This window comes from Ottowia pentelensis, assembly GCF_964341695.1.
The window spans coordinates 1,845,710-1,861,196 of the sequence record NZ_OZ224513.1; the positions used below are offsets into that span (position 1 = coordinate 1,845,710).

General features: G+C 71.6%; 13 protein-coding genes. 11 read left to right on the forward strand and 2 right to left on the reverse strand.

Annotated elements, in window-relative coordinates; translation table 11 throughout:
• Window positions 1–51: 51 nt before the first annotated feature.
• The 3 genes from thiC to thiS all read left to right on the forward strand — a co-directional run bounded on the left by thiC (window position 52) and on the right by thiS (window position 3,372).
• Window positions 52–1,944: a phosphomethylpyrimidine synthase ThiC gene (thiC, locus tag ACWHMB_RS09005; protein WP_377479662.1), complete on the forward strand. Its 1,893-nt coding sequence runs from the start codon at window positions 52–54 to the stop codon at window positions 1,942–1,944.
• Window positions 1,945–2,008: 64 nt separating this feature from the next.
• Window positions 2,009–3,148 (forward strand): FAD-dependent oxidoreductase, encoded by a 1,140-nt coding sequence (locus ACWHMB_RS09010; protein WP_377479659.1) that lies wholly within the window; start codon window positions 2,009–2,011, stop codon window positions 3,146–3,148.
• Complete coding sequence (thiS, locus tag ACWHMB_RS09015; RefSeq protein ID WP_293225710.1) at window positions 3,145–3,372, forward strand: sulfur carrier protein ThiS; 228 nt, start codon at window positions 3,145–3,147, stop codon at window positions 3,370–3,372. The genes ACWHMB_RS09010 and thiS overlap by 4 nt, the downstream gene beginning before the upstream one ends.
• Window positions 3,373–3,412: 40 nt before the next feature.
• Here the strand turns inward: thiS and ACWHMB_RS09020 are convergent, their stop codons facing one another.
• Window positions 3,413–4,759, reverse strand: a complete 1,347-nt coding sequence (locus ACWHMB_RS09020; RefSeq protein WP_377479656.1) for a YXWGXW repeat-containing protein — start codon at window positions 4,757–4,759, stop codon at window positions 3,413–3,415.
• 203 nt (window positions 4,760–4,962) lie between these two features.
• Between ACWHMB_RS09020 and ACWHMB_RS09025 the strand changes: the two genes are divergently transcribed.
• From ACWHMB_RS09025 to thiD (ACWHMB_RS09035), 3 genes are read left to right on the forward strand one after another with little or no spacing between them, the layout of a single operon-like run.
• Window positions 4,963–5,787, forward strand: a complete 825-nt coding sequence (locus ACWHMB_RS09025; RefSeq protein WP_377479653.1) for a thiazole synthase — start codon at window positions 4,963–4,965, stop codon at window positions 5,785–5,787.
• Between the two features lie 5 nt (window positions 5,788–5,792).
• Window positions 5,793–7,385, forward strand: coding sequence for a bifunctional hydroxymethylpyrimidine kinase/phosphomethylpyrimidine kinase (gene thiD / locus ACWHMB_RS09030; RefSeq protein WP_377479650.1), 1,593 nt, complete (start codon window positions 5,793–5,795; stop codon window positions 7,383–7,385).
• A 42-nt stretch (window positions 7,386–7,427) separates the two neighbouring features.
• Window positions 7,428–8,270, forward strand: coding sequence for a bifunctional hydroxymethylpyrimidine kinase/phosphomethylpyrimidine kinase (gene thiD / locus ACWHMB_RS09035; protein WP_377479647.1), 843 nt, complete (start codon window positions 7,428–7,430; stop codon window positions 8,268–8,270).
• A 24-nt stretch (window positions 8,271–8,294) separates the two neighbouring features.
• On the opposite strand, the gene ACWHMB_RS09040 is transcribed toward thiD (ACWHMB_RS09035), so the two are convergent.
• A complete protein-coding gene (locus ACWHMB_RS09040; protein WP_377479644.1) occupies window positions 8,295–9,689 on the reverse strand; it encodes an FAD-binding oxidoreductase in 1,395 nt (464 codons plus the stop codon).
• Window positions 9,690–9,802: 113 nt separating this feature from the next.
• Between ACWHMB_RS09040 and ACWHMB_RS09045 the strand changes: the two genes are divergently transcribed.
• The 5 genes from ACWHMB_RS09045 (at window position 9,803) to ACWHMB_RS09065 (ending at window position 15,470) form a co-directional block, all read left to right on the forward strand.
• Window positions 9,803–10,711 (forward strand): LysR substrate-binding domain-containing protein, encoded by a 909-nt coding sequence (locus ACWHMB_RS09045; RefSeq protein ID WP_377479641.1) that lies wholly within the window; start codon window positions 9,803–9,805, stop codon window positions 10,709–10,711.
• A 26-nt stretch (window positions 10,712–10,737) separates the two neighbouring features.
• Window positions 10,738–11,772 carry a histone deacetylase family protein gene (locus ACWHMB_RS09050; RefSeq protein ID WP_377479638.1) on the forward strand — a complete coding sequence of 345 codons (1,035 nt, stop codon included), beginning with the start codon at window positions 10,738–10,740 and terminating at the stop codon, window positions 11,770–11,772.
• Complete coding sequence (locus tag ACWHMB_RS09055) at window positions 11,769–12,938, forward strand: NAD(P)/FAD-dependent oxidoreductase (RefSeq protein ID WP_377479635.1); 1,170 nt, start codon at window positions 11,769–11,771, stop codon at window positions 12,936–12,938. Before ACWHMB_RS09050 ends, ACWHMB_RS09055 begins: the two co-directional genes overlap by 4 nt.
• A gap of 113 nt (window positions 12,939–13,051) precedes the next feature.
• A complete protein-coding gene (locus ACWHMB_RS09060) occupies window positions 13,052–13,654 on the forward strand; it encodes a TetR/AcrR family transcriptional regulator (RefSeq protein WP_377479633.1) in 603 nt (200 codons plus the stop codon).
• Between the two features lie 10 nt (window positions 13,655–13,664).
• Window positions 13,665–15,470, forward strand: coding sequence for an MFS transporter (locus tag ACWHMB_RS09065; protein ID WP_377479630.1), 1,806 nt, complete (start codon window positions 13,665–13,667; stop codon window positions 15,468–15,470).
• Window positions 15,471–15,487 lie beyond the last annotated feature (17 nt).

Below are 15,487 nucleotides of genomic sequence, written 5' to 3' on the forward strand. Positions count from 1 at the left end.
GCAGGCGACCCGGAGCCCCGACCCGAGGCAACCCCACCGGAGACACCTGCCATGAACGCCCCCGAAAAGCTCGACCAACTGCTCGCCGTCACGCGCGCGCCCCTGCCCGCGTCCGCCAAGGGCGCCATCGCCGGCAGCCGGCCGGACATCCGCGTGCCGGTGCGCGACGTGCGGCTGACCAACGGGCGCACGGCCTCGCTGTACGACACCTCGGGGCCCTACACCGACCCGCAGGCCGACATCGACGTGCGCCGCGGCCTGGGCAGCGTGCGCGCGCCTTGGATCGCCGAGCGCGGCGACACCGAATGCTACGAAGGCCGCCTGGCCCACATCGGGGACGACGGCGGCAAGCAGGGTGGACAGGGCGCCGAACGCATCGCCCAACTGCGCGCCGACGCCGCCGGCCTGCAGCGCCAGCCGCGCCGCGCCAGGGCGGGCGCCAACCACACCGGCAACGTCACGCAGATGCACTACGCGCGGCGCGGCATCGTCACGCCCGAGATGGAATACGTCGCGCTGCGCGAGAACGGCCGCCTGGAATGGACGCGCGAACTGCTGGGCGACGCCAGGCGCGAGGCACGTCGGCGCGGCAACCCGCTGGGCGCCACGATCCCCGATGTGATCACGCCCGAATTCGTGCGGGGCGAGGTGGCAAAAGGCCGCGCCATCATCCCCGCCAACATCAACCACCCCGAGATCGAGCCGATGATCATCGGCCGCAACTTCCGCGTGAAGATCAACGCCAACATCGGCAACAGCGCGGTCACCAGCAGCATCGAGGAAGAGGTCGAAAAGCTGGTGTGGTCCATCCGCTGGGGGGCCGACACGGTGATGGATTTGAGCACCGGCAAGAACATCCACACCACGCGCGACTGGATCGTGCGCAACAGCCCCGTGCCCATCGGCACCGTGCCGATCTACCAGGCGCTGGAAAAAGTGGGCGGCGTGGCCGAAGACCTGACCTGGGACATCTTCCGCGACACGCTGATCGAGCAGGCCGAGCAGGGCGTGGACTACTTCACCATCCACGCCGGCGTGCGCCTGCCCTTCATCCACCTGACGGCCGAGCGCGTGACGGGCATCGTCAGCCGCGGCGGCTCCATCATGGCCAAGTGGTGCATCGCGCACCACCAGGAGAGTTTTCTGTACACGCACTTCGAGGACATCTGCGACATCATGAAGGCGTACGACGTGTCCTTCAGTCTGGGCGACGGCCTGCGCCCCGGCTGCGCGGCCGATGCCAACGACGAAGCCCAGTTCGCCGAACTGCGCACCCTGGGCGAGCTGACGCAAGTCGCCTGGAAGCACGACGTGCAGACCATGATCGAAGGCCCCGGCCATGTGCCCATGCACATGATCCAGGCCAACATGACCGAGCAGTTGAAGCACTGCCACGAGGCGCCGTTCTACACCCTGGGGCCGCTGACCATCGACATCGCACCGGGCTACGACCACATCGCCAGCGCCATCGGCGCCGCCATGATCGGCTGGATGGGCACCGCCATGCTGTGCTACGTCACGCCCAAGGAACACCTGGGCCTGCCCGACCGCGACGACGTCAAGCAGGGCATCATCGCCTACAAGATCGCCGCGCATGCGGCCGACGTCGCCAAGGGCCACCCGGCGGCGCGCGCGCGCGACGACGCCATCAGCCACGCGCGCTTCGAGTTCCGCTGGGAAGACCAGTTCAACCTCGGGCTCGATCCCGACACGGCGCGCGAGTTTCACGATGAAACCCTGCCCAAGGACAGCAGCAAGACGGCACACTTTTGCAGCATGTGCGGGCCCAAGTTCTGCTCGATGAAGATCACGCAGGAGGTGCGCGAGTTCGCTGCGGCCAAGGGCTTGAGCGAGGCCGACGCACTGCGGGCCGGCATGATGGAGAAGTCGAAGGAGTTCGCGGCCCAGGGTGGCGAGTTCTACATCCCCATCACCAAGATTTGAAGCCAAATCGCTGTTCTGCGCTTGCTGGATAAGCGCGGGCAGCTATCGATACCATAGTAAGTCCATGGCTTCATCACTGTGCGTCGGCATTGCCGGCGCCGGCCTTCTGGGGCGCCTGCTGGCCTGGCGGCTGGCGCGTGCCGGGCATGCGGTGCAGATGTTCGACGCCGCCGCTGGCCCCGAGCCGGTGTTTCGCAGCCAGGCGCCGGATGCCGGCCATGTGCCCACCGCCGCCGGCTTTACCGCGGCCGGCATGCTCAGCCCGATCGCCGAGCTGGACAACGCCGAGCCGGCGGTCGCGGCCCTGGGCTGGCGCTCGATCGCGCTGTGGCGGTCGATCGTGGCGGCGCTGCCTGAACCCAGGCCGCTCTTCTCGGTGCAAGGCAGCCTGCTGCTGGCGCACCGTGCCGACCTGGGCGCGGCGCAGCGCGTGCTGGCCCGCATGCAGGCGGCCGTGGCCACGCCCGAGTGGCGCGCCGCCAGTCCGACGGAGGGCGTGCAGCCGCTGGACGCCGCCACGCTGCGCGCGCTGGAGCCGTCGATTCAGGGCCCGGCGCACGCCTGGCTGCTGCCGGGCGAGGGCTTCATCGACACCGTGGCCACCATGGCTGCTCTGTATTCAGGAGCGGTCGGCGCCGATTGGCACTGGGGCCGGCGCGTGCTGGCCGTGGAGGCGGGCGAGGGCGGCGGCACGCTGCGCCTGGCCGACGGGCGCGTGCTGGCATTCGATGCCGTGATCGACGTGCGCGGCGTCGGTGCCCAGGCCGCACTGCCGGTGCGCGGCGTGCGCGGCGAGGTCATCACGCTGGACTGCCCGGGCCACGGCCTGACGCGCCCGGTGCGCCTGCTGCACCCGCGCCATCGCGTGTACGTGGTGCCGCGCTCGGCGCGCCAGCTGATTGTCGGCGCCAGCGAGATCGAGAGCGAGGACCGCTCGCCGGTCAGCCTGCGCAGCGCGGTCGAGCTGATGGCCGCCGCGCACAGCGTGCTGTCGGCCCTGGCCGAGGCGCGCATCGAGCGGCTGGACGTCAACCTGCGCCCGGCCTTGCCCGACAACAATCCCTTGGTCGAACACGGCGCGCGCCTGCTGCGCATCAACGGCCTGTTTCGTCACGGCTGGCTGCTGGCGCCCGCGCTGGTGGAGCAGGCCCTGCGGTCGACCGGCTGGGCGCCCGCGATGAACACCGAGCAGGAGTTGGCATGAGCCCATCGCCGTCAACATCAACCGTCACGCTTCAAGTGGACGGCCACGCGCGCGACGTGGCGCCGGGCACCACGCTGGCGCAGCTGGTCGAGGCGCTGGGCCACGCGCCGCAGGCCGTCAGCACGGCGGTCAACGCCGAGTTCGTGGCGCGCGCCGCGCGCGGCGATCGCGTGCTGCGCGCGGGTGACCAGGTGCTGCTGTTTCAGCCCATCGTCGGCGGCTGAGGGCGGGTGCATGGCAGGCCGATGCACCGCGCCGATGGGCTCACTCTTCGACGCGCTTTTTCTCCGGCCGGTGGGCCGGTGCCGGCCGATGCGGCGGCGTGGCGCGGGGCGCGCGCGGGGTGGGGCGGGGTTCCAGCTCACGCGCCTGCGCCACGCGTGGCCGTGGCTCGCGGGTGCGCTCTTCGCGTGGTGCTTCGTCGAGCTTCGGCAGGCGGGCGGCCTGCTCGTCGGGCCTGGCTTCGATGTTCTTGGGGCGCGTGCTCTCGACCATGGCCTCGCGCGGGTTGGCTGGCTGCGGCGCGCGGGCCCGTTCGGGTTCGGTCGCCGCGCGTTCGACGTGCGCTGGCGCGGGCGCGGCACGCTCCTCATGCGGCAGCGTGGCCAGTGGCTCGGGGCGGCGCGGCTCGGGCATGCGGGCCTGGGGCGTGGGCGGACGGGGCTCGGCGCCGGCGCGCAGCACGTGCACCGGCTGCGCGGCCGGCAGGGCCACGGGCGCCTGACCGGCGGGCGCCAGCTTGATGCGCTCGCGCGATTGCGGCAGCGGGGCCTGCCAGTGCGCCAGCGGCGGGGCGGCCGCCGCCAGCGCGGCGCGCGCCGGTGCGGCGCCGTGGAAGGCCTGGTGGTTGACGGTGGCGCTGGCCGGTGCTTCGATCGTCACCTGGTTCACCGTGCGGTTGATCTCGGTGACCTGCGTCACGTTGTTGACGACATGGATGTTGTTGGTCACGCGCATGCCCTCGCGCACGATGGCGGGCGCAGCGGTGACCACCCCCGGCGCCGTGCCGATGGGGGCCGGCACGATCAGGCCCAGGCGCGAGCCGGGCGGCGCCGGCACGAACACGCCGGCCGGCCCGATGGGCGCCAGGCCGGCCGCGCCGGCGAGCGTGATCGACAGCGACAGATGCAGCGTGGGCGCCGGCGGCACGAAGGCGATGCCGGGCGCGGCCCAGAAGCCGTTGACGAACACCACCGCGCCGCCGCGATGCTCGTAGTACGGCTCGCACCAGGTGTAGCCGGGGTGCGGCGGGCGGTCCCAGTAGCCGGCCGACCACACCCAGCGCTCTTGCCAGGCCCAGTAGCCGCCCACCCAGATGGCGTCGGCAAAGGGCGGCGGCGGGGGCGCCTGCACCAGCAGGGGCGGTGGCGCCCAGGGCACCAGCACGGCCGGCGGCTGCACCAGCGGCGGGTCGACGTAGACGCTGACCACCGGGCCCGGCTCGACCACCGCCGGCGCGGCAACGACCGGCGGCGCCGCACGAACGGCCACCGGCTGCTCGACCACCGTGGTGCAGCCGGCCAGCGCGGCGGCCAAGCCGAGCGCGCTCAGCGGCCAGCGTCCGAAGCGGTATGGCGCGCGCGGCGCCGCGGCGAAATGCGGGAACGACATGATGATCCTTGAAGGCCGTGAAAGTCCTGTGGGGCGATCGGAAAATCGGCGGCCGAAAGGACTCTGGGGTTCTGCCGTGCGGTGCCCGCCAAGGGCACGGGACGATCGTCGTCGCCCCTTCAACGGCCTCCCGTCGGGGCGCGTTGACAGCCGCCCAAACCGCGGCCGTGCCATAGACTGTGCGAACCCTCGATGCTTCTTCCATGACTGAATTGCCTGCCTGTCTTGCTCCTGTCGACGACCCCTGGCGCGTCGGCGCCGTCGACCTGTCCAGCCGTTTTTTGCTGGGCACCGCCGGCTACCCCTCGCCGCAGATTCTTGCCGACGCCATCGCCGCGTCGGGCACGCAGATCGTCACCGTGGGGCTCAAGCGCCAGCTGGCCGCGGGCGCGGACAACGGCTTTGTCGACATCATCCGCGCCGCCCTGCGCACGCAGGGCGCGCGCCTGCTGCCCAACACCGCCGGCTGCACCACGGCGCGCGAGGCGGTGCAGCTGGCCCACATGGCGCGCGAGCTGTACGACACGCCCTGGGTCAAGCTGGAGGTGGTGGGCGATGACTACACGCTGCAGCCCGACCCGCTGGAGCTGGTCGAGGCCGCGCGGCAACTGGCGCGCGACGGCTTCACCGTGTTCCCCTACTGCACCGACGACCTGGTCACCTGCAAGCGCCTGCTCGACGCCGGCTGCCCGCTGCTGATGCCCTGGGGCGCGCCCATCGGCTCGGGCCAGGGCCTCATCAACCCCTTTGCGCTGCGCCTGCTGCGCGAACGCCTGCCGGGCGTGGTGCTGATCGTCGACGCCGGCATCGGCGCGCCCAGCCACGCGGCGCAGGCGCTGGAGCTGGGTTATGACGCGGTGCTGCTCAACAGCGCCGTCAGCCAGTCGCCCGAGCCGGTGCGCATGGCGGGCGCCTTCAGGCAGGCCATCGAGGCCGGGCGCGCCGCGTATCGGGCCGGCGTGATGGCGCGGCAGGATTTTGCCGTCGCCAGCACGCCGGTGACGGGCAACCCGCTGCTGATCGGATGAGCGCCGTGCCCCGGCCCGTCGTGTGGAGCATCGCCGGCAACGACAGCGGCGGCGGCGCGGGCCTGTCGGCCGATGCCCGCGCGGCCGAAGCCTTCGGCGCGCACCTGTGTCCGGTGGTGGCGGCCGTCACGGCGCAGAACTCGCGCGCGGTGACGCGCGTCGCGCCGGTCACCCCCGATCTGCTCGACGCCCAGCTGGCCGCGCTGGCCGACGACATGCCGCCGGCGGCGATCAAGACGGGGCTGTTGGGCAGCGCCGACAACGTGGCCGTGGTGGCGCGCTGGGTCGACCGGCTGCGCGCGCGCGGGCCCGTGGCACTGCTGATCGATCCCGTGCTGCGCGCCAGCACCGGCGCCGCCTTTGGCGACGAGTCGGTCTTGCGCGCCTATCGCGAGCTGCTGCTGCCGCGCGCGACGCTGGTCACGCCCAACGAGCGTGAGGCGCGGCGCCTGGTGGCCGACGAAGGCGCCGCCGTGCCTGGCCTGGCGCAAGCCTTGCGCGCCGGCGGCGCGGCGGCCGTTGCCATCACCGGCGGCGACAGCGCCCAGGCCGAAGGTTGGTCGCTCGACTGGATCGACACCCCGCACGCGCGCGGCTGGCTGGCGCTGCCGCGCATCGGAACAAAGCACACTCATGGCACTGGCTGCACCTTCGCCACCAGCGCCGCCTGCGCGCTGGCGCTGGGCTTTGTCGCAGCCGACGCGCTGGTGCTGGCCAAGATGGCGGCCACGCACGCCATCGCGCATGGCCACGCGGCCGGGCAGGGCGCGGGGCCGGTGGCGGCGCGTGCCGGTTTTGCCACGCAGCCCGAGCGGATGCCGTGCCTGTCCTGGGATGAAAACTGCAATTTCGATAGCTGCTCGCGCTTGATGGATGCGGGCCAGAGCCCGATTTCGTTTGAAGATGCGGGCCTGGGCGTGTACGCCATCGTCGATGCCCCCGAGCGCGTGCGCGCCGTGGTGCAGGCCGGCGTGCGCACGGTGCAGCTGCGCATCAAGACCCCGCCGCGGCCGGACGCCGAATGGCACGCTGCGCTGCGCGCCGCCATCGCGCAGTCGCTGGCTGCCTGTCGCGCGGCGGGCGCCACGCTGGTCGTCAACGACCACTGGCGCCTGGCGGCCGAACTGGCGGCGGGCGACAGGGCGCACGTGGCCGTGCACCTGGGGCAGGAAGACCTGCTGGCGCTGGGCGCAGCGGGCCGGGCCGAGCTGGCCGCCAGCGGCCTGCGTCTGGGCATCAGCAGCCACAGCCTGTGGGAGCTGGCGCGCGCGCGCGCCCTGGCGCCCTGGTACGTGGCCTGCGGCCCGGTGTGGCCCACGCTGACCAAGGCCATGCCCTGGCGGCCGCAGGGGCTGGACAACCTGGCCTGGTGGGTGCGCATGGCGGGCCTGCCGGTGGTGGCCATCGGCGGCATCCTGGAGCCGGCGCAGGCCGCGCAGGCGGCGGCCTGCGGCGCGGCCGGCGTGTGCGTGGTGCGCGGCCTGGGCGCCGAGCCCGCGCGCAGCGTGCCGACGTGGCAGGCGGCCCTGGCCCAGGGGCGCGCCGGCGAGCGCCTGCCGGTGCCTGCGCTGCCGCATCCGACGCTCCTCGATTCATAGCTGTCCGCGCTTGTCGAATGCGGGCTTGAGCCCATTTCATCCATGAAAACCATGACGCAGCAATACGTTCGCGTGCTCACCATCGCCGGCAGCGACTCGGGCGGCGGCGCCGGCATCCAGGCCGACCTGAAGACCTTTGCCGCGCTGGGCTGCTACGGCATGAGCGCCATCACCGCACTGACGGCGCAAAACACCCGGGGCGTGACGGCCATCCATGCCGCGCCGGCCGACTTCCTGGCGGCGCAGATCGACGCGGTGATGGGCGACATCGGCGCGCACGCGGTCAAGATCGGCATGCTGCACGCGAGCGACATCGTGCACACCGTGGCCGCCGCCATCGACCGCCACGCGATGGCCCCGGTGGTGCTCGACCCGGTGATGGTCTCGGCCACCGGCGCGCCACTGATCGAGCCCGCCGCGGTGCAGGCCGTGGTGCGCGAGCTGTTCGCCCGCGCTGCGCTCATCACGCCCAACCTGGACGAGGCCGCGCTGCTGCTGGGCCGGCCCGTCACCCGCGCGGCCGAACTGGAGGGGGCGGCGCAGGCACTGATCGCGCTGGGCGCGCGCGCCGTGCTGCTCAAGGGCGGCCACCTGCCGGGCGACGCCGTGCAGGACGTGCTGGCCATCGCCGGCCAGCCGCCGCTGCGCATGACGGACGCGCGCATCGCCACCCACAACCTGCACGGCGCCGGCTGCACGCTGTCCTCGGCGATCGCCGCGCAGCTGGCGCTGGGCTTGGACTTGCCCGCCGCCGTGCAGGCCGCGCGGCACTACGTGCGCCAGGCGCTGGCGGCCGGCGCGACGGTGCGCACGGGGCAGGGCGTGGGGCCGCTGGATCATGGTTTTGCACCCAAGGCCACCGTGCTGCGCACGGGCGAGTCCTGAACAACGAACGCCGCCGCGCCGGCCTCAGGCCGCGGGCTTGACGTTTTGATTGAGACGGAAGAAGTTGCTCGGGTCGTATGTCTTCTTGAGCGCCGCCAGGCGGGCGTAGTTCTGGCCGTAGGCATCGCGGACGCGATCCTCGCCCTCGTCGCCAAGGTTGTTGGCGTAGACGCCGCCGGTCGAATAAGGCCTGGCGGCGCTCCACAGCTGGCGCGCCCACCGCCTGTTGGCTTCGTCGTCGGCCGGGTCGTCCCAGATCGCGATCGGAAAGCAGTCGAAGGCGGCGTCGCGGTTGGCGTAGGGCGAATCCTGCACCGGCACCCGTGCAATGGCGCCGCCGACGTGCTGGAAAGCCAGCAGGGTGGTGGCGCCGGCGGGCGCGATCGCATAGGCGTCGAGCAGCGCCTCGATGGCGTCGGCGCCGATCTGGCGCAGGAACTGCGCCTTCCAGTAGTAGCGGCGCCCGCGTGGAAACAGGGCGTCGCCGCCCGACTGGAGTTCGATGTAGGGGACAACGGCCAGGCTCGCCTCGGCGGGCGAGCCGAACTTGAGCAGGGGCTCGAGGGCGCGCTCGCCCTCGGGCTGCGGGCCGACGTGGCAGGCGGAGACGCTGAAGAAGCGCTCACCCGAGGGCAGGGTGACGAGGCCGGCATCGACCGCGATGTCATCGGCGGCGGAGCGCGCGAATTCGTCGTAGAAGCGCATCGCCGCGCGCGCTTGCGCATACGGATGCAGCACCGACGCGACGAGCAGCGAGGTGCCGATCGCGTGCAGCTGGTATTCGAAGCGGGTGACGATGCCGAAATTGCCGCCGCCGCCTTTCAGGCCCCAGAACAGGTCGGGGTGTTCGGTCGCGCTGGCCCGCAGCACCTGGCCGTCGGCCGTCACCACCTCGGCCGCCAGCAGGTTGTCGCAGCTCAGCCCGAACTTGCGCCCGAGCTTGCCGAAGCCGCCGCCGAGCGTGAGCCCGGCGATGCCGGTGTCGCTGTTGACGCCCATGGTGGTCGCCAGGCCGTGCGCCTGGGTCGCGCGGTCGAATTCGCCCAGATCCAGACCGGCCTGGGCGCGCGCGATCCGGCGCACCGGGTCGACCTCGATGCCTTTCATGCGCGACAGGTCGATGACCAGGCCGCCGTCGCACACCGACAGACCGGCGATGTTGTGCCCGCCGCTGCGCACGGCCACCGGGAGGGCGCGGGCACGGGCGAACGTCACCGCCGCCACCACGTCCGAGACGTCCGCGCAATAGGCGATCATGGCCGGCCGCTTGTCGACGGCGCCGTTCCACACCTTGCGCGCGCTGTCGTAAGCGGCGTCGCCCTCGAGGATCAGGCTGCCCTTGAGCCGCAGGGGCCGATCGGCCACGGATTCGGCGCGCCTGAGGCCCGCCGGTTCGTCAAGTGCTGGTTGCCGTTGCATGTGGTTTGCTCCAGGCGGTGTGAGGGGTGTGCCATCATTCCACCGGGCGCCAGGCGATTGCAAATTCATAGATTTCAGGTGCTGGATGAGAAAACCTCACCTACACTGGTGCCATGAGGAAGCTGCCGCCTCTTCGTGCCCTTCATGCCTTCGAAGCCGCCGCCCGACACCACAGTTTCGGCGCGGCGGCGCAGGAGCTTTGCGTCACGCCGACGGCCATCAGCCATCAGATTCGGCAGCTGGAATCGGCCTGCGGCGTCGAACTTTTTCAGCGTCGTCCGCGCCCGCTGGTGTTGACGAGCGCCGGGGCGCGCCTTTATCCGGCCCTGCGCGACGGTTTCGACATGCTGGCTTCGGCCGTGGCGCTGCTGAGCGAGGGCCAAGCGCAGCAGGCGCCGCTGCGCGTGACCAGCCCGAGTGCCTTCGCCAGCAAATGGCTGGTGCCGCAACTGCCGAAATGGCGCGCCCAGCATCCCGCGGTGCCGCTGGAAATCATCGGCACCGACGCGGTGCTCGACCTGCGGGCGGGCGCCGCCGATGTCGCGATCCGCTATGCGCGCAAGCCGCCGCTCGACCTCGTGGCGCGCGAGGTGTTCCGCGACGCCTATGTTCCCGTCTGCAGCCCGCAGTTGCTGGAGCGCCATGGCCCGATCACGCGGGCGGCCGATCTTGTGCGGCTGCCCTGGATTCACTACGACTGGATGAGCCGCGACCCGGACGCGCCCACCTGGCAGCTGTGGCTGGCACTCGCGCGCTCGATCGATCCCAGCTTCAGCCGTTTGGCGAAGGCCTGGGATCTGAGCTTTCGCGAGGAACTGCACGCGATCGACGCCGTGCTCGACGGCCAGGGCGTGGCCATCTGCAGCGACGTGGTTGTCGGCCATGAGCTGCGACGCGGGCTGCTCGTGCGGGCGCATCCGCTTTCGCTGCCGGGCTATGGGTACTACCTCGTCTCCATCGCGCGCCATCCGCGGGCGGCGGCCATCGAAACCTTTTCGACCTGGATGCGGGCGCTCGGTTGACGCCGAGCGCCTTCGTTCCTGATCCCATGCTGACCTTCGTCACACCCGAGCAGGCGCTGCACGCGCCCGCCGATGAGTTTTTCCGTGGCCAGCGCGTGCCCTGCCTGGAGAACCCCACGCGCGCCCGCTTTGTCGAAGACGCCCTGCGCGCCCACGGCCACGCGCTGCGCCCGCCCACGGTGGACAGCGCGCCGCTGCTGGCGCAGGTGCACGCGCCGCGCTACCTCGATTTTTTGCGCGGCGCGTGGGACGAGTGGCTGGCGCTGGATGCGGCCAACGCCCAGTTGCAGCCCTTTCCCAGCGTGTGGCCGGTGCGCACCTTGCGCAGCGACGTCGAGCCGGCCAACTTCGTGGCGCGGCTGGGCCTTTATTCGATGGACAACGGCAGCCCCATGGCGGCCGGCACCTGGAGCGCTGCCAAGGCCGCGGCCGATGCGGCGGCCAGCGCGGCGCAGGCGCTGCTGGCGGGCGAGCGCGCGGTGTTCTGCGCCACGCGCCCGCCGGGCCACCACGCGGGGCCGGACTTCATGGGCGGCTATTGCTTCATCAACAACGCCGCCGTCGCGGCGCAGGCGCTGCGCAACGGCGGCGCGGCGCGTGTGGCCCTGCTGGACGTGGACTATCACCACGGCAACGGCACGCAGGCCATTTTTTATGAGCGCGCCGACGTGCTGTTCGCCAGCATCCACGGCGACCCGCGCACCGAGTATCCGTTCTACCTGGGCCACGCCGACGAGACCGGCGCGGGCGCGGGGCAGGGCTTCAACCTGAACCTGCCGCTGCCCGCCGGCAGCACGGCGGCCGTGTGGTTCGACGCGCTGGAGCACGCGCTGGCGCGCATCGCGCGCCACGGCGCCGATGCGCTGGTGGTTTCGCTGGGCCTCGACACCTTCGCCGGCGACCCGATCAGCACCTTCCAGCTGCAGGCGGACGACTTCACGCGCCTGGGCCAGCGCCTGGCGCAAGCCGGCCTGCCCACGGCCTTCATCCTCGAAGGCGGCTACGCCGCGGCCGAACTGGGGCACAACGCCGCGCAGGTGCTGCAGGGCTTCGAGTCGTGAGCGCAGAGCGGGTCGACACCGTGGTCATCGGCGCCGGCGTGGTCGGCCTGGCCGTGGCGCGCGCGCTGGCCCTGACCGGGCGTGAGGTGCTGGTGCTGGAGGCGTGCGAGACCTTCGGCACCCAGACCAGCTCGCGCAACAGCGAGGTGATCCACGCCGGCATCTACTACCCGCCGGGCTCGCTCAAAAGCCGGCTGTGCGTGCCGGGCCGGCAACTGCTGTACGACTACTGCGCCGAGCGCGGCATCGGCCACCGCCGCTGCGGCAAGCTGATCGTGGCCAGCGGCGCCGGCCAGATCGACGAGTTGCGCGCCATCCAGCAGCGCGCCGTCGCCAACGGCGTGGGCGACCTGCAGTGGCTGACGCGCGACGAGGCGCTGGCGCTGGAGCCGGCGCTGAACTGCGACGCCGCCCTGCTATCGCCCTCGACCGGCATCGTCGACAGCCACGGCCTGATGCTGTCGCTGCTGGGCGAGGTGGAGAACGCGGGTGGCGTGCTGGCCGTTCATTCCAAGGCAAATTGGCTTGCAGCGCAGTCTGGACAAGCGCGAGCAGCTATCAAAATAGGGGTTTCAACGGCCAGCCAGGAGGGCGATGAACTGGAGCTGCAAGCGCGCCAGGTCGTCAACGCCGCCGGCCTGGGCGCCATCGCGCTGGCGCACCGCACGCAGGGCCTGGCGCCGCGCCACCGCCCGCCGCTGCCTACGCGCTGGGCCAAGGGCAACTACTTCAGCCTGGCGGGCCGCGCGCCCTTCACGCACCTGATCTACCCGGTGGTCGAGCGCGATTCGCCCAGTCTGGGCGTGCACCTCACGCTGGACCTGGGCAGCCAGGCCAAGTTCGGCCCCGACGTGCAGTGGCAGGATTCGCCCGACGACTACCGCGTCGATGCCGCGCGCGCCGACGCCTTCTACGACGAGGTGCGCCGCTACTGGCCGGGCCTGCCCGATGGCGCGCTGCAGGCGGGTTACGCCGGCATCCGCCCCAAGCTGACCGGGCCGGGCGAGCGCGCGGCCGATTTCGTCATCCAGGGGCCACGCCAGCACGGCGTGCCCGGCCTGGTCAACCTGCTGGGCATCGAGTCGCCGGGGCTGACCAGCTGCCTGGCGCTGGCCCGGCAGGTCGCGGCCGAACTGGGGCAGGGCGGCGATCCTCTGGCGGCTTGACCACGGCTGGGTCCCCATTCGGTTCTGAAAAATCGCGAGTGCTGGCGCCCGGCGCGGCCCAGCCAGGCGGCGGCGCCAGCAGACCGGACAATTTTGTCCGATAATTCGCCGTCATGCCTTCATCGACCACCAAGCGCTCGGACCCGGCCACGCGCCGCGCGCAGTTGCTGGACGCCGCCGACGCGGTGTTCACCACCCACGGTGTGAACGCCCCGCTGGAGTTGGTGGTGCAGCACGCCGGCGTGGGCCGCGCCACCCTGTACCGCCAGTTTCCCGACCGCCACGCCATCCTGCTGGCGCTGCTGGAGCGCTCGGCGCAGCGCACCCAAGACCGGGCGCAAAGCCTGAAAGACCGCCCCGATGCCTTTTTTGCGCTGCTGGAATACCAGGCCGAGCGCATCGTGCGCTCGCCGGCCGTGTCCGACTACTGGCGCATCACCAGCCTGAAGGACCCGCGCTTCGCCCCCGCGCGCCAGCAGATCCGGGATGCGTTCGCGCCCACCCTGGCGCGTGCCCAGGCCCATGGCCTGGTGCGCCCCGATGTGCAGATTCGCGACCTGTCGCTGCTGTCCGGCATGTTGGGTGCCGCGCTGCGCGGCCCGACCGACGCCGAGCGCCGTCGCCTGGTGCGCCAGGCGCTGGACATCGTGCGCCGCGGCCTGCGGCCCGAAACGGAAGCGGACGCAGACACAGGCACGAAGCTTCGCGCCGACTGAGCCCCCGCGCATGGCCGAACCCGTCTACCTGAAGCGCCCGCCCGACTGGGAGGAGCACGAGAAACCGGCCCTGCCCGGCTCGCCCGCCATGCCCTACCACGCCCCGTGGGAGCGGGCCTGCTATGTGCTGGTGGCCGTGCTGGTGGGCATCACCGGCGGCATGGGCAACGCGCTGTTCACCGTCAACATGCCCACGATACAGGGGCAACTGGGCCTGACCCCCAGCGAAGCGGCGTGGCTGTCGGGTGCCTACGTGCTCTTCAACATGACCGCCAACATCCTGATCTACAAGTTCAGGCAGCAGTTCGGCATGCGGCTGTTCAGCGAAATCAGCCTGGGCATCTACGCCACGCTGTGCCTGCTGCACCTGGTGGTGGGCAGCGCGCACAGCCTGTTGTGGCTGCGCGCCGCCAGCGGACTGGCCGCGGCGGCCTGCACCTCGCTGGGCACGCTGTACATGCTGCAGGGCATGCCGCGCCCTTACGTGCTCAAGATGCTGGTGCTGGGCGTGGGCGTCACCCAACTGGCCGCGCCGCTGGCCTGGCTGCTGTCGCCCAGCCTGCTCAACCACGGCCAGTGGCACAACCTGTACTTTCTGGAAGCCGGGCTGGCCTTGATGTCCTTTGCCGCCGTGGTGCTGCTCAAGCTGCCCACCGGCGTGCACGTCAAGGCGTTCGAGAAGCTCGACTTTTTGACCATGGCGCTGCTGGTCCCCGGTGTCGGCCTGCTGGTGGCCGTGCTGGTGCAGGGCACCACGCGCTGGTGGTTCAACGCCCCCGAGCTGGCCTGGATGCTGGTCGGCGCCATCGTGCTGCTGTTTGCCGGTCTGTACCTGGAGCACCACCGCGCCAACCCGCTGTTTCAAACCCGCTGGTTCACCGAAAGCGCCACCATCCGCTTCGTGATCGGCGCCATCGTGCTGCGGTTCTTGACCACCGAGCAGAGCTATGGCGTGGTCGGCATGCTGCGCACCCTGGGCATGACGCCCGACCAGATGCAGCCGCTGTTCGTGGTGATCTTTGCCGGCACGCTGGCGGGCATCGTGCTGTCGGCCGCGACCTTCGGCATGGAAAACCTGCGCAAGCAACTGGTGGCCGCCATCGTGCTGCTGGGCGCGGCGGCCTTCATGGACTTTGGCCGCACCAGCCTGGATCGGCCGGCCGACTTCGAGCTCAGCCAGTTCCTGCTGGCCATGGGTTCGGGCGTCTTCATGGGGCCGCTGATGCTGACCGGCGTGCGGCAGGGCCTGAAGAACGGCCCCAACCACATGATCACGGCCATCCTGACCCTGTCCATGACCCAGGCCTTCGGCGGGCTGTTGGGCTCGGCCCTGCTGGGCACCTACCAGATCGAACGCGAACAAGCCCACTCCGTGGCGCTGGTGCAGCAAATCAATCCGGCCGACCCCATGGTGGCGCAGCGCCTGCAATTGCAGCAGCAGGCCCTGGCCAGCACCATCACCGACCCCGCCCTGCGCGCCGCGCAAGGGGCGGCGCAGCTGTCGCAAATCGTGCGACGCGAGGCCAACGTGCTGGCCTACAACGACGTCTTTCACCTGGTGGCGCTGGTGGCCCTGGCGCACCTGGCCTGGGCGCTGCTGCTGGTGGGCCAGGCGCGCCGGGCCGCCGCCCTCGAGGCCGCGCGCACCGGCCACAACCTGGTGCAGGCGGCGCAGGAGGGCGGCGCCGATGCGGCCATGCCCGCCGACGACATCGCCGGCCCACCGCGCGATGACGCCGCCACGGCCGATGAGGCCCCGGCCGCGCCGCCCGATGCGCCGCCGCCCCGCGGCGCCGGCAGCCTGGCCACCCCCTGATGCGTCTTCCGATCGAT